The organism is Streptomyces sp. NC-S4 (assembly GCF_054353315.1).
In genome coordinates, this window is sequence record NZ_CM135937.1 from 6153041 (window position 1) to 6168913 (window position 15873).

A 15873-nucleotide genomic window follows, 5' to 3' on the forward strand; every position below is an offset into this window, starting at 1 on the left:
CCCCCACGCCGGCCTCCCGAGATCAAGGTGGCGGCGGCCTGGGTTTCTTTGCAAAAGAAGGAGCCGCAGCCTGCGCACCGGGAGGTGCGTGACGTAGGTGTCCAGAGATCGAGGTCGGCGAAACCACAAGGTGCTCTGCCAGCTGAGCTACACCGGCCCGAAGCCGGTGACGGGACTCGAACCCGCGGCCGCCCGATTATGAGTCGAAGTAGGTCTCGCCTTCGCACCTGGACGCTGATCACGTTAGGTGGTCCGTCCGCGTCGCCGCCACGCATTTACCGCGGACCCGCGCCGCCGCCGTGCCGCCGCGTCACCCGCCGCCTCACCCGCTCGTCTCGCGCAGGCGCTCCCGGGCCTCCATCAGCGCGAAGCCCAGCAGGTTCAGCCCGCGCCAGCGCGCCGGGTCCAGGGCGCGCTCGTCGTCGGCCGCCAGCCCGATGCCCCAGATCCGGTCCATCGGGCTCGCCTCCACCAGCACCCGGTTCCCGGTGCCCAGCAGGTACCCGCGCAGCGCCGGGTCGGAGCCGAACTTGTGCACGCTGCCGTCCACGACCAGGGCGAAGCGCTCGCGCTCCCATATCGCGTTGTCGAAGCGGCGCACGAGCCGCCCGACCTTCTTCGCCTCGGCCGGGCTCTTCGCGGCCACTGCGGCGCGCTCCGCCTCGGCGTCCCCGAACAGCCGGGCCTTGCCGGCCATCATCCAGTGTTCCGCGGTCGCGTAACGGACGTCACCGACGGTGAAGGCAGAGGGCCACCACTGGCTCAGGCAGCTCGGACCGAGCCTGCCGTCGGGCTGCGGGCGGTGCCCCCAGAACGGCAGGTACTTCACCCGTTCACCGCTGCTGACCTGCTTGATCAGTTCGTCGATCATCTCCATGCACGCGAGTCTGGCAGTCGCCACTGACACTTCGTACGGGATTTTCGGTGTGCCTCGACACATGGTCGACCGATTCCGTCGCGTAATCAAAGAGCAACAACGGAATCACTTGGCCGAGGGCATCACCTCTGCCAGGATCGGCACTCAATTCGAGCTGTAGCTCGAACTGTAGCTACGGAGAGCGTGAGAGCGTTATGGGCAACCGCTTCCAGGTCAAAGACCGCTTCGCGGACGGCGCGCAGTACATCGACGGGCGACTGAGGTCCGGCACCTCCGGACAGTCACACACCGTGATCGACCCGGCGACCGGCGACGAGGTCCTGACCTACGAGCTCGCGAGCACCGCGGACGTCGACGAGGCCGTCGCCGCCGCCAAGAGGGCCTTCCCGGGCTGGTCCGGCGCCACCCCCGGCGAGCGTTCGGACGCCCTGCACCGGCTGGCGGCCGTTCTGGCCGAGCAGGCGGAGGACTTCGCGTATGCCGAGTCCCTCCAGTGCGGGAAGCCGATCAAGCTGTCCACGGAGTTCGACGTACCGGGGACCATTGACAACACAGCCTTCTTCGCGGGCGCGGCCCGCCACCTCCAGGGGCAGGCGGCCGCCGAGTACTCGGGCGACCACACCTCGTACGTACGCCGTGAGGCCATCGGGGTCGTCGGCTCGATCGCGCCCTGGAACTATCCCCTCCAGATGGCCGCCTGGAAGATCCTCCCGGCGATCGCCGCGGGCAACACCGTCGTCCTCAAGCCCGCCGAGCTCACCCCGCTGACGTCCCTGATGTTCGCGCAGGCGGCCAAGGACGCGGGCCTGCCCGACGGCGTGATCAACATCGTCACCGGCGCCGGCCGCGAAGCCGGAGAGCACCTGGTGGGCCACCCCGACGTCGTGATGACCTCCTTCACCGGCTCCACCGCCGTCGGCAAGCGGGTCGCCGAGATCGCCACCGCCACCGTCAAGCGGCTCCACCTGGAGCTCGGCGGCAAGGCCCCCTTCCTCGTCTTCGACGACGCCGACCTGGAGGCCGCCGCGCACGGCGCCGTCGCCGCCTCCCTCATCAACACCGGCCAGGACTGCACGGCCGCCACCCGTGCCTACGTCCAGCGCCCCCTGCACGACGCCTTCGTCGCCCGGGTGGCCGAGCTGATGGAGAGCGTCCGCCTCGGCGACCCCTTCGCGCCCACCACCGACCTGGGCCCGCTGGTCTCGCACGCCCAGCGCGACCGGGTCGCCGCCTTCGTCGAGCGAGCCCGCGCCTACGCCGACGTCGTCACCGGCGGTGAGACCCCGGGCGGGGACCTGGCCGGGGGCGCGTACTACCGGCCCACCCTCATCGCCGGCGCCGCCCAGGACAGCGAGGTGGTCCAGTCCGAGATCTTCGGCCCGGTCCTCGTCGTCCTGCCCTTCGACACCGACGACGAGGGCATCGCGCTGGCGAACGACACCCCGTACGGACTCGCGGCCTCCGCCTGGAGCCGTGACCTCTACCGGGCGAACCGGGCCACCCGCGAGATCAAGGCGGGCTGCGTCTGGGTCAACGACCACATTCCGATCATCAGCGAGATGCCCCACGGGGGCTACAAGGCCAGCGGCTTCGGAAAGGACATGTCGGCCTACTCCTTCGAGGAGTACACGCAGGTCAAGCACGTGATGTACGACAACACCGCGGTGGCCGAGAAGGACTGGCACCGCACGATCTTCGGGGACCGTCCGTAACCATCCGCGGCCGACGCCGCGTGGGCCCACCGCCTGACCAGCGGTACACCTCCCGAAAGGGCACAGCGCATGGAGCAGTTCGAGCCCGACCGCCTCTCGGCGGCGCAACTCGCCGCGATGCGGCGCAGCCTCACCAATGGGCGCGGGGCCCTCACCCGCCGCTCACTGCTGCGCGCCTCCGGAGTCGGGGCGCTCACCCTCGGAGGGCTGTCCGCCCTCACCGCGTGCGGGATCCCGCCCGCCAAACGCGAGGGCGACGCGGCAGTGGCCTCCGACGACCACTCGGACCGGGAGAAGGAGATCAACTTCTCCAACTGGACCGAGTACATGGACACCAGCGAGGACGAGAAGAGCCGTCCCACGCTGGAGGAGTTCACCAAGCGGACCGGCATCGAGGTCAAGTACACCGAGGACATCAACGACAACGTCGAGTTCTTCGGGAAGATCCGCCCCCAGCTCGCGGCCGGCCAGGACACCGGCCGCGACCTGATCGTGGTCACCGACTGGCTGGCCGCGCGCATCATCCGCCTCGGCTGGGCGCAGAAGCTGGACCCCGCGCACCTCCCGCACGCCTACGCCAACCTGATCCCGCAGTTCCGCACCCCCGACTGGGACCCGGGGCGGTCCTACAGCTACCCCTGGACCGGCATCGACACCGTCATCGCCTACAACGAGAAGGCGACCGGCGGCAAGAAGGTCGACTCCGTCACCCAGCTGCTCGACGACCCCTCCCTCAAGGGCCGCGTCGGCTTCCTCACCGAGATGCGCGACAGCGTCGGCATGACCCTGCTCGACCAGGGCAAGGACCCGGCGACCTTCACCACCGCCGACTTCGACGAGGCCATCGGCCGGCTCCAGAAGGGCGTGGACAAGAACCAGATCCGCCGCTTCACCGGCAACGACTACACCTCCGACCTCGACAAGGGCGACCTCGCCGCCTGCCTCGCCTGGGCCGGCGACATCATCCAGCTCCAGGCCGGCAACCCGGACATCAAGTACGCCATCCCGGCCCCCGGATACATCACCTCCAGCGACAACCTGCTGGTCCCCGCCAAGGCCCGGCACAAGGCCAACGCGGAGAAGCTGATCGACTTCTACTACGAGCCCGAGATCGCCGCCCAGCTGGCCGCGTACATCAGCTACGTCTGCCCGGTCGAGGGCGTCAAGGACGAGCTGGCCAAGATCGACCCCGCGCTCGCGGACAACCCCCTGATCGTCCCGGACAAGGCGATGGCCGCCAAGGCCCACGCCTTCCGCTCCCTCACCAGCGAGGAAGAAACGGCGTACGAGGAGAAGTTCGCCAAGCTCATCGGCGCCTGACGCACGCCTTGCGGCGGGCCGGTCCCGCCGGACCGCGGCGCCGACCGCCGGATCCTCCGGCGGCGGCGCGGCCCGGACCGCTCCGCCGAGCCTTCGACCCCTTGCCCCACCCAACCCCGGGACCATTCATGACTGACAAGACCGCGGGCGGCGACGTCCGCCTCTCCGGGATCAGCAAGCACTACGGCACCTTCACCGCCGTGCACCCGCTGGATCTCACCATCCCCCAGGGCTCCTTCTTCGCCCTGCTCGGCGCCTCCGGCTGCGGGAAGACCACCACCCTGCGCATGATCGCCGGCCTGGAGGAGCCCTCCACCGGCACGGTGCACCTCGGCGACCGGGAGGTCACCGACCTGCAGCCGTACAAGCGCCCGGTCAACACGGTCTTCCAGAGCTACGCGCTCTTCCCGCACCTGAGCATCTTCGAGAACATCGCCTTCGGACTGCGCCGCCGCGGCATCAAGTCGGTCAAGAAGCAGGTCGACGACATGCTGGAGCTGGTCCAGCTCGGCCAGTTCGCCCAGCGCAAGCCGCACCAGCTCTCCGGCGGCCAGCAGCAGCGCGTCGCCGTCGCCCGCGCCCTGATCAACCACCCGCAGGTACTCCTCCTCGACGAGCCGCTCGGCGCCCTCGACCTCAAGCTGCGCCGCCAGATGCAGCTGGAGCTCAAGCGGATCCAGACCGAGGTCGGCATCACCTTCGTGCACGTCACGCACGACCAGGAGGAGGCCATGACCATGGCCGACACGGTCGCCGTGATGAACGGCGGCCGCGTCGAGCAGCTGGGCGCCCCCGCCGAGCTCTACGAGAACCCGGGCACCACCTTCGTGGCCAACTTCCTCGGCACCTCGAACCTCATCGAGGCCTCGGTGGAGTCCGCCGGCTCCGACGTCGTCGTCTCCGCCTCCGGTACCACCCTCCGGCTGCCCTCCTCCCGATGTTCCACCACCCCCCGCGCCGGCGGAAAGCTGCTGGTCGGCATGCGCCCGGAGAAGGTGTCCCTGGTCCCGGCCGAGGAGGAGGACACCATCGCGACGGGCCGGAACAAGATCACCGGCCGAATAGCCGCCTCCTCCTTCATCGGAGTCTCCACCCAGTTCGTCATCGACAGCCCCGTCTGCCCCGAGCTCGAGGTCTACGTCCAGAACATCGAGCGCGACAGCCGCCTGGTCCCGGGCGCCGAGGTGGTCCTGCACTGGAACCCGGAGCACACCTTCGGCCTCGACGCCGACCAGGACATCGACGCGGGCATCGAGACGGTCGAGGAGAGCGCGTGACCGCCACGGCCGCGCCGCCCCAGGCGCCCGCCCCCGCCGGACCCCCGGTCCACAAGCCGTCCGTGCGCAAGCGGCTGGTCCCGTACTGGCTGCTGCTCCCCGGCATCCTGTGGCTGCTGGTGTTCTTCGTGCTGCCGATGGTCTACCAGGCCTCCACCTCGGTACAGACCGGCTCCCTCGAAGAGGGCTTCCAGGTCACCTGGCACTTCGGGACCTACTGGGACGCCTTCACCGAGTACTACCCGCAGTTCCTGCGCTCCCTGCTCTACGCGGGCACCGCGACCGTGCTGTGCCTGCTGCTCGGGTACCCGCTGGCCTACCTGATCGCCTTCAAGGCCGGCCGCTGGCGCAACCTGCTCCTCGTCCTGGTGATCGCCCCGTTCTTCACCAGCTTCCTGATCCGCACGCTCGCCTGGAAGACGATCCTGGCCGACGGCGGCCCGGTGGTCGCCGTCCTCAACGACGTCGGCTTCCTCGACGTCACCAGCTGGCTCGGCATGACCGAGGGGGACCGGGTGCTGGCCACGCCGCTCGCGGTGGTCTGCGGCCTGACGTACAACTTCCTCCCCTTCATGATCCTGCCGCTGTACTCCTCGCTGGAGCGCATCGACACCCGCCTCCACGAGGCGGCCGGGGACCTCTACGCCCGCCCCGCCACCGTCTTCCGGAAGGTGACCTTCCCGCTCTCGATGCCGGGCGTGGTCTCCGGGACCCTGCTCACCTTCATCCCGGCGAGCGGCGACTACGTGAACGCCGAACTGCTCGGCTCCACGGACACCCGGATGATCGGCAACGTCATCCAGTCGCAGTACCTGCGGATCCTCGACTACCCGACGGCGGCCGCGCTGTCCTTCATTCTCATGGCCATCGTGCTGATCATGGTGACCATCTACATCCGCCGAGCGGGGACGGAGGACCTGGTCTGATGCGCAATCCCCTCACCTGGCTCCGGCGCAACCTGGTCGTCATCGCGGGCCTCGGCACGCTCGCGTACATGATCCTGCCGAACGTCGTCGTCACCGTCTTCTCCTTCAACAACCCCACCGGGCGGTTCAACTACGCCTGGCAGGAGTTCTCCCTCGACGCGTGGAAGGACCCCTGCGGCGTCGCCGACATGTGCGGCTCCCTGTCCCTCTCGCTCCAGATCGCCCTCTGGTCCACCCTCGTCGCGACCGCGCTGGGCACCGCGATCGCCTTCGCGCTCGTGCGCTACCGCTTCCGGGCACGCGGGGCGGTCAACTCGCTGATCTTCCTGCCCATGGCCATGCCCGAGATCGTGATGGCGGCCTCGCTGCTCGCGCTCTTCCTCAACATGGGCATCCAGCTGGGCTTCTGGACGATCCTGATCGCCCACATCATGTTCTGCCTCAGCTTCGTCGTCGCCGCCGTGAAGGCGCGTGTCCTGTCCATGGACCCGCGGCTGGAGGAGGCCGCCCGCGACCTCTACGCCGGCCCGGTGCAGACCTTCGTACGGGTCACCCTGCCGATCGCGGCACCCGGTATCGCGGCGGGCGCGCTGCTCTCCTTCGCGCTCTCGTTCGACGACTTCATCATCACCAACTTCAACTCGGGCAACACCGTCACCTTCCCCATGTTCGTGTGGGGATCGGCCCAGCGCGGTACGCCCGTGCAGATCAACGTCATCGGTACGGCGATGTTCGTCATCGCGGTGCTGGTGGTCCTCGCCGGCCAGATGGTCGGCAACCGCCGCAAGAAGGCACAACCGAAGTAATTCGGGAAAGCACGTCATCAGTTCCGTAGGGAGTTGGAAGCCATGGCCCCAGTCGCCATGCGTAGTGTTGCTGCATCACTTTCCGAAGCGAAGCCGGTCTCGTACTGGCTGGACGACCCCGGCAAGCCCGCCGCCGAACCGGCGCTCACCTCCGACGAGCGCTGCGACCTGCTGGTCATCGGTGGCGGCTACAGCGGGCTGTGGACCGCCCTGATCGCCAAGGAGCGCGACCCCGGACGGGACGTCGTGCTGATCGAGAGCAAGGAGGCGGGCTGGGCCGCCTCCGGCCGCAACGGCGGATTCTGCGCCGCCTCCCTCACCCACGGCCTCAGCAACGGGCTCGCCCGCTGGCCCGGCGAGCTGGCCAAGCTGGAGGAACTGGGCGCCCGCAACCTCGACGCCATCGAGGAGGCCGTCGCCCGCTACGGCATCGACTGCGACTTCGAGCGGACCGGCGAGATCGACGTCGCCACCGAACCGCACCAGGTCGAGGAGCTGCGCGAACTGCACGAGGAGGCGCTGCGCCTGGGCCTGGCCGACGGCTCCGAATGGCTGGACGGCGAGGCGGTGCGCGCCGAGGTCGGCTCGCCGACCTTCCTCGCGGGCCTCTGGGACCGCGACGGCGTCGCCATGCTCAACCCGGCGAAGCTGGCCTGGGGCCTCAAGCGGGCCTGCCTGGAGCTCGGGGTGCGGATCTACGAGAACACCCGCGGCCTCAAGCTGGCCGCGGCCGGTGCCGGGATGACCGTGACGACCCCCTACGGCACGATCCTCGCGCGCAGGGTCGCCCTCGGCACCAACATCTTCCCCTCGCTGGTCCGCCGGGTCCGCCCGTTCACCGTCCCGGTCTACGACTACGCGCTGATGAGCGAGCCGCTCGACGAGGCCCAGCTGGCCGCGATCGGCTGGAAGCGGCGGCAGGGGCTCGGCGACAGCGCCAACCAGTTCCACTACTTCCGGATCACCCGCGACAACCGGATCCTGTGGGGCGGCTACGACGCGATCTACCCCTACCGGGGCAAGCTCGACTCCGAGTACGACCACCGCCCCGAGACCTACCTCAAGCTCGCGGAGCACTTCTTCACTGCCTTCCCGCAGCTGGAGGGGCTGAAGTTCAGCCACGCCTGGGGCGGCGCGATCGACACCTGCTCGCGCTTCTCCGCCTTCTTCGGCACCGCGCACTCGGGGAAGGTGGCCTACGCGGCCGGCTACACCGGCCTCGGTGTGGGAGCCACGCGATTCGGGGCGGACGTGATGCTGGACCTGCTGGACGGCCTCTCCACCGAGCGCACACAGCTGGAGATGGTGAAGTCCAAGCCGATGCCGTTCCCGCCCGAGCCCTTCGCCTGGACCGGGATCGCGCTCACCAAGTGGTCGCTGGCCCGCGCGGACGCCCGCGGCGGCCACCGGAACCTGTGGCTCAGGACGCTGGACCGCTTCGGTCTCGGCTTCGACAGCTAGGGCCGGCAGTCCGGTAGCGCCCGCCCGGTGCGCGCCCGCCCCCGGCGCGCACCGGCGGTCATCGTGTGACCCGATTCACTACCACGGAGTAACGCAACCCGCGTCATACCCGCGCCCGGCCCCGCTCTCTCCAGGTGAGAACCCCTCACCTACAGGGAACGGAGGCCGGGCGATGACGATTCCGGGGGCCAGGACGGCGGTGGAATGGCTGGTATCGGTGGCGCCGGATCCCGACGCCTGCCGATGGGAATGGGAGCGCAATCCCCTCGGGGTCGCCCTGCTCCCCGCCGGCCGCCGCTGGGACGTGCTGATCCTGCCGGGGGAGCTGGGGCAGCCCACCCTCGACGTACTCCGCCTGCTGCTCGACCGGCCCGGCCCGGTGCTCGCCGACTCCGGTGCCACGTGGCGGGGTTGCGCGTCGATGCCCAGACTGGGCTTCTTCGTGCCCGCGGGCACGGCGTCGCGGTGGCTGGGCACGGGGGTACGGGGTGCCGGGCACGGGAGCTGGATCGTGGTCCCGCACCCCGGCCGGGCGGCCGGCGGGGTGCGCTGGGTGGTGCTCCCGGACGGCGAGGGGACGCTCACCGATCCGGCCGTACTGGAGCTCGCGATGCACGAGGCGGCCGCGCGCGTGCGGACGAAGGAGGCCGGAAGCCTTGACAAGGGTATTGGTCTGGACCATCTTGGGCGCCGCTGACCCCCTCCATCCCCCCATGCACCGGAGGCAGTTGTGCGCAGAGCCATACCCCTCCTCACGGCCGCCGCCCTCGCGGTGGCCGGCTTCCTCGCCGCGGGCCCGCCCGCCGCGGCGGCCGACGCCGACCTCGTGCGCAACGGCGGCTTCGAGGCCGGCCTCGACGGCTGGAGCTGCTCGGGCGGCAGCGGAGCCGTCGTCACCGCCCCCGTCCACGGCGGAAGTTCCGCCCTGAGGGCCACCCCGGCCGGCCAGGACAACGCCCGCTGTTCCCAGACCGTCGCCGTCGAGCCCGACTCGGCGTACACGCTCGCCGCCTGGGTGCAGGGCGCGTACGTCTACCTCGGCGCGACGGGTACGGGCACCACCGACGTGTCGACCTGGACGCAGACGCCGGGAGCCTGGAAGCAGCTGACCACCACCTTCCGCACCGGCCCGGCCACGACGTCGGTGACCGTCCACACCCACGGCTGGTACGGCCAGCCCGCCCACCTCACCGACGACGTCACCCTGATCGGCCCGGACCCCGGCGGTCCCGGGCAGCCCCGGCCCCCGGCCGCCCCCACCGGCCTGACCGCCTCCGCCACCTCCTCCACCTCGGTCGCCCTGTCCTGGTCGGCGGTCCCGGGCGCCACCTCGTACACCGTCCACCGGGACGGCGCCGCACCCCTGGGCGTGGCCTCCGCCTCGGCGGCCGTGACCGGGCTCGCCGCGGCCACCACGTACACCTTCCGGGTCAGCGCGGTGAACGCGGCGGGCGAGTCCCCGCAGAGCGCGCCCGCCTCGGTGACCACGCCCGGCGGTGGCGGGGGCGGTGGGGGCGGTGGGGGCGGCCTCCCGGCGCACGCGCTCGTCGGCTACCTGCACGCGAGCTTCGCCAACGGCTCCGGATACGTCCGGATGGCCGACGTGCCCGACTCCTGGGACGTCATCAACCTCGCCTTCGGCGAACCCACTTCGGTGACCTCGGGCGACATCCGCTTCCGGCTCTGCCCGGTCGCGGAGTGCCCGAACGTCGAGTCCCCGGCGGAGTTCAAGGCGGCGATCAGGGCCAAGCAGGCGGCCGGCAAGAAGGTGCTGATCTCGATCGGCGGCCAGAACGGCCAGGTCCAGCTCGCGAGCACGGCAGCCCGGGACGCCTTCGTCTCCTCCGTCAGCAAGATCATCGACGAGTACGGTCTCAACGGCCTGGACATCGACTTCGAGGGCCACTCCCTCTCCCTGGCCGCCGGGGACACCGACTTCCGGGCACCCACCACCGCGGTGGTCGTCAACCTGATCTCGGCCGTGAAGACCCTGAAGGCCAGGTACGGCCCGGACTTCGTCCTGACCATGGCCCCGGAGACCTTCTTCGTCCAGCTGGGCCACCAGTACTACGGCTCCGGCCCCTGGGGCGGCCAGGACCCGCGCGCCGGCGCGTACCTCCCGGTCATCCACGCCCTGCGCGACGACCTCACCCTGCTCCACGTCCAGGACTACAACTCGGGGCCGATCATGGGCCTCGACGGCCAGTACCACTCCATGGGCGGCGCCGACTTCCACATCGCCATGACCGACATGCTGCTCACCGGCTTCCCGGTCGCAGGGAACACCGCCCGGGTCTTCCCGGCCCTGCGCCCGGACCAGGTCGCGATCGGCCTGCCGGCCACGGCGAACGCGGGCAACGGGCACACCTCGCCCGTGGAGGTGACCAAGGCCCTGAACTGCCTGACGAAGAAGACCGACTGCGGGAGCTACCGGACCCACGGCACCTGGCCGGGGCTGCGCGGCCTGATGACGTGGTCGATCAACTGGGACCGCTTCGGAGGCTGGGAGTTCAGCCGGAACTTCGACGCGTACTTCGGCGGCTGAGCCGACGGGCCCGGCCGGTCCGGACCGCCAGGCCCGCCCGGCCCGCCCGGTCGGCCCACGCCACGCCGAGCAGCAGGGGAGTGCAGAGCAGCAGGCTGGCCAGTACGTCCAGGGGCCAGTGCCATCCCCGCAGGATCAGCCCGGCGGCCGTCGCCCCCGTGAGGACCAGGGCGGCGGCCGTCGGCCATGCCCGGCGGGCGTACGGGCGCACGAGCAGGGCCGCACCGAGGTAGGCGACGGCAGCGGTGGCCGTGTGGCCCGAGGGGAAGTAGCCGGCGGCCCAGGGTTCCAGGGGCCCCGGCCGGGCGGTCCACTCCTTGAACGGGATGACCAGGGCCGGTACCAGGGCCATGGCGAGGCCCGCGGCCCCGGCGGCGAGGGCCCGCCCGCGCCGGGCGGCGTACGCCATGGCCAGGACGAGGACGGGCACGGCGACCGGGATGTTGCCGAGGTCGGAGAGGCGCTCGGTGACGGAATCCGGGACCGTGCGCACCAGGGCGCGGCTGAGCGCGTGATCCGGGGCCAGCAGCGGGCCGGAGACCAGCACCTGCCAGGTGACCAGGGAGAAGAGGAGGCCGCAGACCGCGGCGATCAGGAGAGGAGTGGCCGGCCGTCCCGGAACAGGGGGGATGGTTCCGGGACGGCCGCCCGGATCGGGTTGCCGGGCGCCCCGGGGGGTTTGGGGCGAACGGCTGTCCGATCGGTGAGGAGTGTGCGCGAACGCATGCCCAGTACGGTGCTGGGGAAGCCCAGTACTGGTGTCGCCCCCGGTTTCCCTGGAGCGGGGTGTCTCACTCATCTGCAGAAACCGTACGGCAGTGAAAGGGGGACCGACAGCAGGATCGCGCTCCCGCCATCGGCCCCCCACAGCTTCTTCACAGCGTCCGCCCGTTACCGCCGGTAGGGACCGGTCGCTGCGTGCGAACGTTCTAGACGTTCGATCAGATGGCCGTGCCGATGGCCGCGAACGCGGCCTCGATGAGGTCCAGGCCCTCGTTCAGCAGGTCCTCGCCGATGACGATCGGCGGGAGGAAGCGGAGCACGTTGCCGTAGGTGCCGCAGGTGAGGACGAGCAGGCCCTCGGCGTGGCAGGCCTTGGCGAGCGCGCCGGCCGCCTCCGGGAACGGGGTCTTGGACACCGGGTCCTTGACCAGCTCGATCGCGATCATGGCGCCGCGGCCGCGGATGTCGCCGATGATGTCGTACTTCTCCTGCATGGCCGTCAGGCGGGCCTTCATGACGGACTCGATCTTCTTCGCCGCGGCGTTGAGGTCGAGCTCCTTCATGGTCTCGATGGAGCCCAGCGCACCGGCGCAGGCCACCGGGTTACCGCCGTAGGTGCCACCCAGGCCACCCGCGTGCGCGGCGTCCATGATCTCGGCGCGGCCGGTCACGGCGGCGAGCGGCAGACCGCCCGCGATGCCCTTGGCGGTGGTGATCAGGTCCGGGACGATGCCCTCGTCCTCGCACGCGAACCACTGGCCGGTGCGGCAGAAGCCGGACTGGATCTCGTCGGCGACGAAGACGATGCCGTTGTCGTTGGCGAACTTCACGATCGCGGGCAGGAAGCCCTTGGCCGGCTCGATGAAGCCGCCCTCGCCGAGGACCGGCTCGATGATGATCGCGGCGACGTTCTCGGCGCCGATCTGCTTGGTGATCTGGTCGATCGCCTGGGCGGCGGCCTCGGGGCCGCAGTTCTCGGCACCGGTGGGCCAGCGGTAGCCGTAGGCGACCGGGACGCGGTAGACCTCGGGGGCGAACGGACCGAAGCCCTGCTTGTACGGCATGTTCTTCGCGGTCAGCGCCATGGTGAGGTTCGTACGGCCGTGGTAGCCGTGGTCGAAGACGACGACGGCCTGGCGCTTGGTGTACGAACGGGCGATCTTGACGGCGTTCTCGACGGCCTCGGCGCCGGAGTTGAACAGGGCCGACTTCTTGGCGTGGGTGCCCGGGGTCAGCTCGGCGAGGGCCTCGCAGACCTCGACGTAGCCCTCGTACGGGGTGACCATGAAACAGGTGTGGGTGAAGTCGGCGAGCTGCGCGGAGGCGCGGCGCACGACGGCCTCGGCGGAGGCGCCGACCGAGGTCACGGCGATGCCGGAACCGAAGTCGATCAGGCGGTTGCCGTCGACGTCCTCGATGATGCCGCCGCCCGCGCGGGCCGTGAAGACGGGCAGCACGGAGCCCACGCCACCGGCCACGGTCTGGAGGCGGCGGGCCTGCAGCTCCTGCGACTTGGGGCCGGGGATCGCGGTGACGATCTTGCGCTCCTGCGGAACAGCGGTCATAGGGGGCTCCTGGGGGGTGTTTTCGGACGCACTTGTCTCTTTGTCCGCAGGCTAGGCCCGGGAGAGGGGGTCCTGCATGCTCCGTTCGGTAGTGATCACGGCGTGTCCTTGTCCGTGACGGCCATAGGAAGGACCTGGGCGCGGGTCCTGCGGACGGCACGACGAACGGGAGCGCCAGTACGGGCCCGCGGCCGACGCCGGGCAACTACATTGAGCGACGCAGCGCAGGCACGGGCAGGGGGCAGGGGTTTCATGGACACCGACGGCACGCACGAGACTCGCCCACCCCGGGTGGGGCACGTCCCGAAACCGGCTTCCCCGCCGCCCTCGAGCCTCCCCCCTAAGCCCTCGCACGCGCCGACGGCCGGCCCGACGCTGGGTGACTGGTTGCGCACCCCCCGCCCGGACGCCGAGCCGGGCGTATGGCGCTACGGCCACACCCCGCGCGCGGAGGTGGAGCCGCCAGCGACCGCCGACCGGGCGCTCGCCACCGGAGCCGTCATCTCCTTCCTGGCGTGCGTCCTCGTCTGGTCGCTCATGCGCAATACGTACATCCCCTTCTGGGACGCACCACTCAACCTCTTCACCCCCGACAGTTGGTACGCCGCGAACGGGGAGCCCGTCATGGGGACGGGCGGAATGCGGGCGAAGCCGATCTACGAGCTGCTCTTCGTCTCGGCGCTCCTCTACGGATTCGGCCGGCTCGGCAGCTGGCGGACCGCCTGGAACCGCCTGATCGTCGCGCGCGGGCCCTGGGTTCCGGCCCTCGCCGTCGTGCCGTTGGCCTGGGTCACGCTGCTCCTCGTCGACAACTACCAGCTACCGCTCCGCCAGCTGGTCCTCTCATTCCTGCCGTACGCCACGGACCGCGACAACTTCGCGATGGTCAGTGCGGCGAAGACCGCGATCGACGTGGCCGTCGTCCTGGCCTTCGCCTGGCTCGGCGGCGCAGGCCGCCTGCTGCGCCGCTTCCTGTCGACCTCGACCCCGGCGGGCTCGGACCGCCCCCGGACGACACCGGCCGACGAGCAGGAGGAAGACCCCGCCCGGTGGCCCCAGTTGCGGGACGCCGGGTTGGGGGATGCTGCCGAGCGGTTGGAGGCCGAGGCCGGGGGCGGGCGGATGAACGATGTGGACTACGCCCGGATCCGGCGGGCGTGGGACTCCGTGCGCGTCGACCCCTCGCGGATGCGGGCCTTCGCCGACGCCGTGCGCGACAAGGGCGCCGGGGCCTGTGTGCACCCGTCCGGGGCGCGGGACCTGCCCGTGCGGGCCGCCCGGCACGATCTGCTGGCCCGGCAGGTGCTGCTGGGCACCGTGGACGACGGCGCCCGCAACCCGTACTCCCGCCGCGGTACCGCGCTCGCCCTCGACCCCGACGTGCTCGGCACCTCCCTGCTCGCCGTCGGGCCCTCCGGCACCGGCAAGACCCGGCGGCTGGTGCGGCCCGTCGTCGAGTCGCTCTCGCTCCAGGCCCTCGCCGGACAGGCCGCCGTCGTCGCCGTCGGCGCGGCCGGCGCCCAGCTCGGGCCGGACGACGCCTTCGACGTCGTCGTCCGGGTCGGCGACCCCGCCTCCGTCTACGACCTCGACCTCTACGGCGGCACCACCGACCCCGACGAGGCCGCCACCCTCCTCGCCGAGTCCTTCGTCGGGGACGTCCCCGGGATCGACGTACGCCGGGCCGCGACCGCTCTCGCCCAGCTCCTCGGGCCGTTCCGGGCGGCGTACGACCGCTTCCCGACCGTGCCCGAACTGCGCGAGCTGCTCGACCAGGTCCCCACCGCCTTCGACACGCTGCGCCGCGACCTCGCCGGGCAGCACGCCATGCTCCGCGAGCTCGACGCCCGGGCCCGCCAGCACGGGGCCCACGCGGACCCCGGTCCGGCCCTCGCCGACCGGGTGGCCCTGCTGGACCGGCCCGCCTTCGCCGGCTTCTTCGACACCACCGGCCAGGGCCGGCCGTTCTCGCTGCGCGCCCTGGAGCACCCGATCCGGGTCCGCGTGGACCTGCCCGAACGCGGGCACGCCGACGCCTCCCGGATGCTGGCCCGGCTGCTGCTCGCCCAGTTCAACGCCGCTGCGGCCGCCCGCACCGACCGCTCCCTCTTCGCCTTCCTCGCCTTCGACGACGCCTCCCACACCCTGACCGCCGAGACCGTGCGCGGCGTTCAGCGGCTGCGCTCGGCGCATGCGGGCGTCCTGCTCACGCTGCGCACGCTGGACGACGTACCGGAGGCGCTGCGGACACCGCTGCTCGGGGCGGTCGGCTGCCGGATGGCCTTCTCCGGGGTCACCACCTGGGACGGCAAGCGCTTCGCCGAAGCCTGGGGCACGGAATGGGTGGAAACGCGGGACGTCACCCACCGCACCGTCTTCGCCGACCAGCCGCTCACCCGCCTGATGCACTCCTTCCGCAAGCTCGTCACCGGCAAGGCCGTCACCACGGACGCCGTGACCGTGCGCCAGGTGGAGCGGGAACGGTGGTCCGCCTCGGACCTGGCGCACGCCGTGCCGCCGGGGCACGCGGTGCTGTCGCTGACCTCGGTGCGCGGGGAGCGGGCGGCTCCACTGCTGGTCCGCCTGGCCGGAACGTCCTGACCCGCACCCGGACCCGTACGAGGTGGCAGAATCGAGGGGAGTCGTTCGTACGACACGGCG

General features: G+C 71.1%; 12 protein-coding genes. 9 read left to right on the forward strand and 3 right to left on the reverse strand.

Annotation, left to right across the window (positions count from 1 at the left end):
- Positions 1–322: 322 nt before the first annotated feature.
- Entirely contained in the window at positions 323–877 is a 555-nt protein-coding gene (locus ACXNSR_RS27925) for an NADAR family protein (RefSeq protein WP_458638132.1), read from the reverse strand.
- A gap of 194 nt (positions 878–1071) precedes the next feature.
- Between ACXNSR_RS27925 and ACXNSR_RS27930 the strand changes: the two genes are divergently transcribed.
- From ACXNSR_RS27930 to ACXNSR_RS27965, 8 genes are all read left to right on the forward strand, one after another.
- A complete protein-coding gene (locus ACXNSR_RS27930) occupies positions 1072–2589 on the forward strand; it encodes a gamma-aminobutyraldehyde dehydrogenase (protein ID WP_458638133.1) in 1518 nt (505 codons plus the stop codon).
- A 69-nt stretch (positions 2590–2658) separates the two neighbouring features.
- Complete coding sequence (locus ACXNSR_RS27935) at positions 2659–3909, forward strand: polyamine ABC transporter substrate-binding protein (protein ID WP_458638134.1); 1251 nt, start codon at positions 2659–2661, stop codon at positions 3907–3909.
- Positions 3910–4037: 128 nt separating this feature from the next.
- Positions 4038–5186, forward strand: coding sequence for an ABC transporter ATP-binding protein (locus ACXNSR_RS27940; protein ID WP_458638135.1), 1149 nt, complete (start codon positions 4038–4040; stop codon positions 5184–5186).
- Positions 5183–6112 (forward strand): ABC transporter permease, encoded by a 930-nt coding sequence (locus tag ACXNSR_RS27945; RefSeq protein ID WP_458638136.1) that lies wholly within the window; start codon positions 5183–5185, stop codon positions 6110–6112. Before ACXNSR_RS27940 ends, ACXNSR_RS27945 begins: the two co-directional genes overlap by 4 nt.
- Entirely contained in the window at positions 6112–6918 is an 807-nt protein-coding gene (locus ACXNSR_RS27950; protein ID WP_030718627.1) for an ABC transporter permease, read from the forward strand. The genes ACXNSR_RS27945 and ACXNSR_RS27950 overlap by 1 nt, the downstream gene beginning before the upstream one ends.
- A gap of 42 nt (positions 6919–6960) precedes the next feature.
- The gene (locus ACXNSR_RS27955; protein WP_458638137.1) at positions 6961–8379 is read left to right on the forward strand and encodes an NAD(P)/FAD-dependent oxidoreductase; all 1419 of its coding nucleotides are present in this window, start codon (positions 6961–6963) and stop codon (positions 8377–8379) included.
- Positions 8380–8551: 172 nt separating this feature from the next.
- Positions 8552–9076, forward strand: a complete 525-nt coding sequence (locus tag ACXNSR_RS27960) for a hypothetical protein (protein ID WP_458638138.1) — start codon at positions 8552–8554, stop codon at positions 9074–9076.
- A gap of 45 nt (positions 9077–9121) precedes the next feature.
- A complete protein-coding gene (locus ACXNSR_RS27965; protein ID WP_458643413.1) occupies positions 9122–10924 on the forward strand; it encodes a chitinase in 1803 nt (600 codons plus the stop codon).
- Here ACXNSR_RS27965 and ACXNSR_RS27970 read toward each other — a convergent pair.
- Positions 10890–11471: a phosphatase PAP2 family protein gene (locus tag ACXNSR_RS27970; RefSeq protein WP_458638139.1), complete on the reverse strand. Its 582-nt coding sequence runs from the start codon at positions 11469–11471 to the stop codon at positions 10890–10892. The two genes, ACXNSR_RS27965 and ACXNSR_RS27970, sit on opposite strands and share 35 nt — an antisense overlap.
- Before the next feature lie 394 nt (positions 11472–11865).
- Positions 11866–13212 carry a 4-aminobutyrate--2-oxoglutarate transaminase gene (gene gabT, locus ACXNSR_RS27975; protein ID WP_030012869.1) on the reverse strand — a complete coding sequence of 449 codons (1347 nt, stop codon included), beginning with the start codon at positions 13210–13212 and terminating at the stop codon, positions 11866–11868.
- A gap of 252 nt (positions 13213–13464) precedes the next feature.
- On the opposite strand from gabT, the gene ACXNSR_RS27980 reads away from it, so the two are divergent.
- The gene (locus ACXNSR_RS27980) at positions 13465–15813 is read left to right on the forward strand and encodes an ATP/GTP-binding protein (protein ID WP_458638140.1); all 2349 of its coding nucleotides are present in this window, start codon (positions 13465–13467) and stop codon (positions 15811–15813) included.
- Positions 15814–15873 lie beyond the last annotated feature (60 nt).

Coding starts and splice junctions, on each gene's coding strand:
- ACXNSR_RS27925 (WP_458638132.1), bottom strand. CDS start 877: ATGGAGATGATCGACGAACTGATCAAGCAGGTCAGCAGCGGTGAACGG.
- ACXNSR_RS27930 (WP_458638133.1), top strand. CDS start 1,072: ATGGGCAACCGCTTCCAGGTCAAAGACCGCTTCGCGGACGGCGCGCAG.
- ACXNSR_RS27935 (WP_458638134.1), top strand. CDS start 2,659: ATGGAGCAGTTCGAGCCCGACCGCCTCTCGGCGGCGCAACTCGCCGCG.
- ACXNSR_RS27940 (WP_458638135.1), top strand. CDS start 4,038: ATGACTGACAAGACCGCGGGCGGCGACGTCCGCCTCTCCGGGATCAGC.
- ACXNSR_RS27950 (WP_030718627.1), top strand. CDS start 6,112: ATGCGCAATCCCCTCACCTGGCTCCGGCGCAACCTGGTCGTCATCGCG.
- ACXNSR_RS27955 (WP_458638137.1), top strand. CDS start 6,961: ATGGCCCCAGTCGCCATGCGTAGTGTTGCTGCATCACTTTCCGAAGCG.
- ACXNSR_RS27960 (WP_458638138.1), top strand. CDS start 8,552: ATGACGATTCCGGGGGCCAGGACGGCGGTGGAATGGCTGGTATCGGTG.
- gabT (WP_030012869.1), bottom strand. CDS start 13,212: ATGACCGCTGTTCCGCAGGAGCGCAAGATCGTCACCGCGATCCCCGGC.
- ACXNSR_RS27980 (WP_458638140.1), top strand. CDS start 13,465: ATGGACACCGACGGCACGCACGAGACTCGCCCACCCCGGGTGGGGCAC.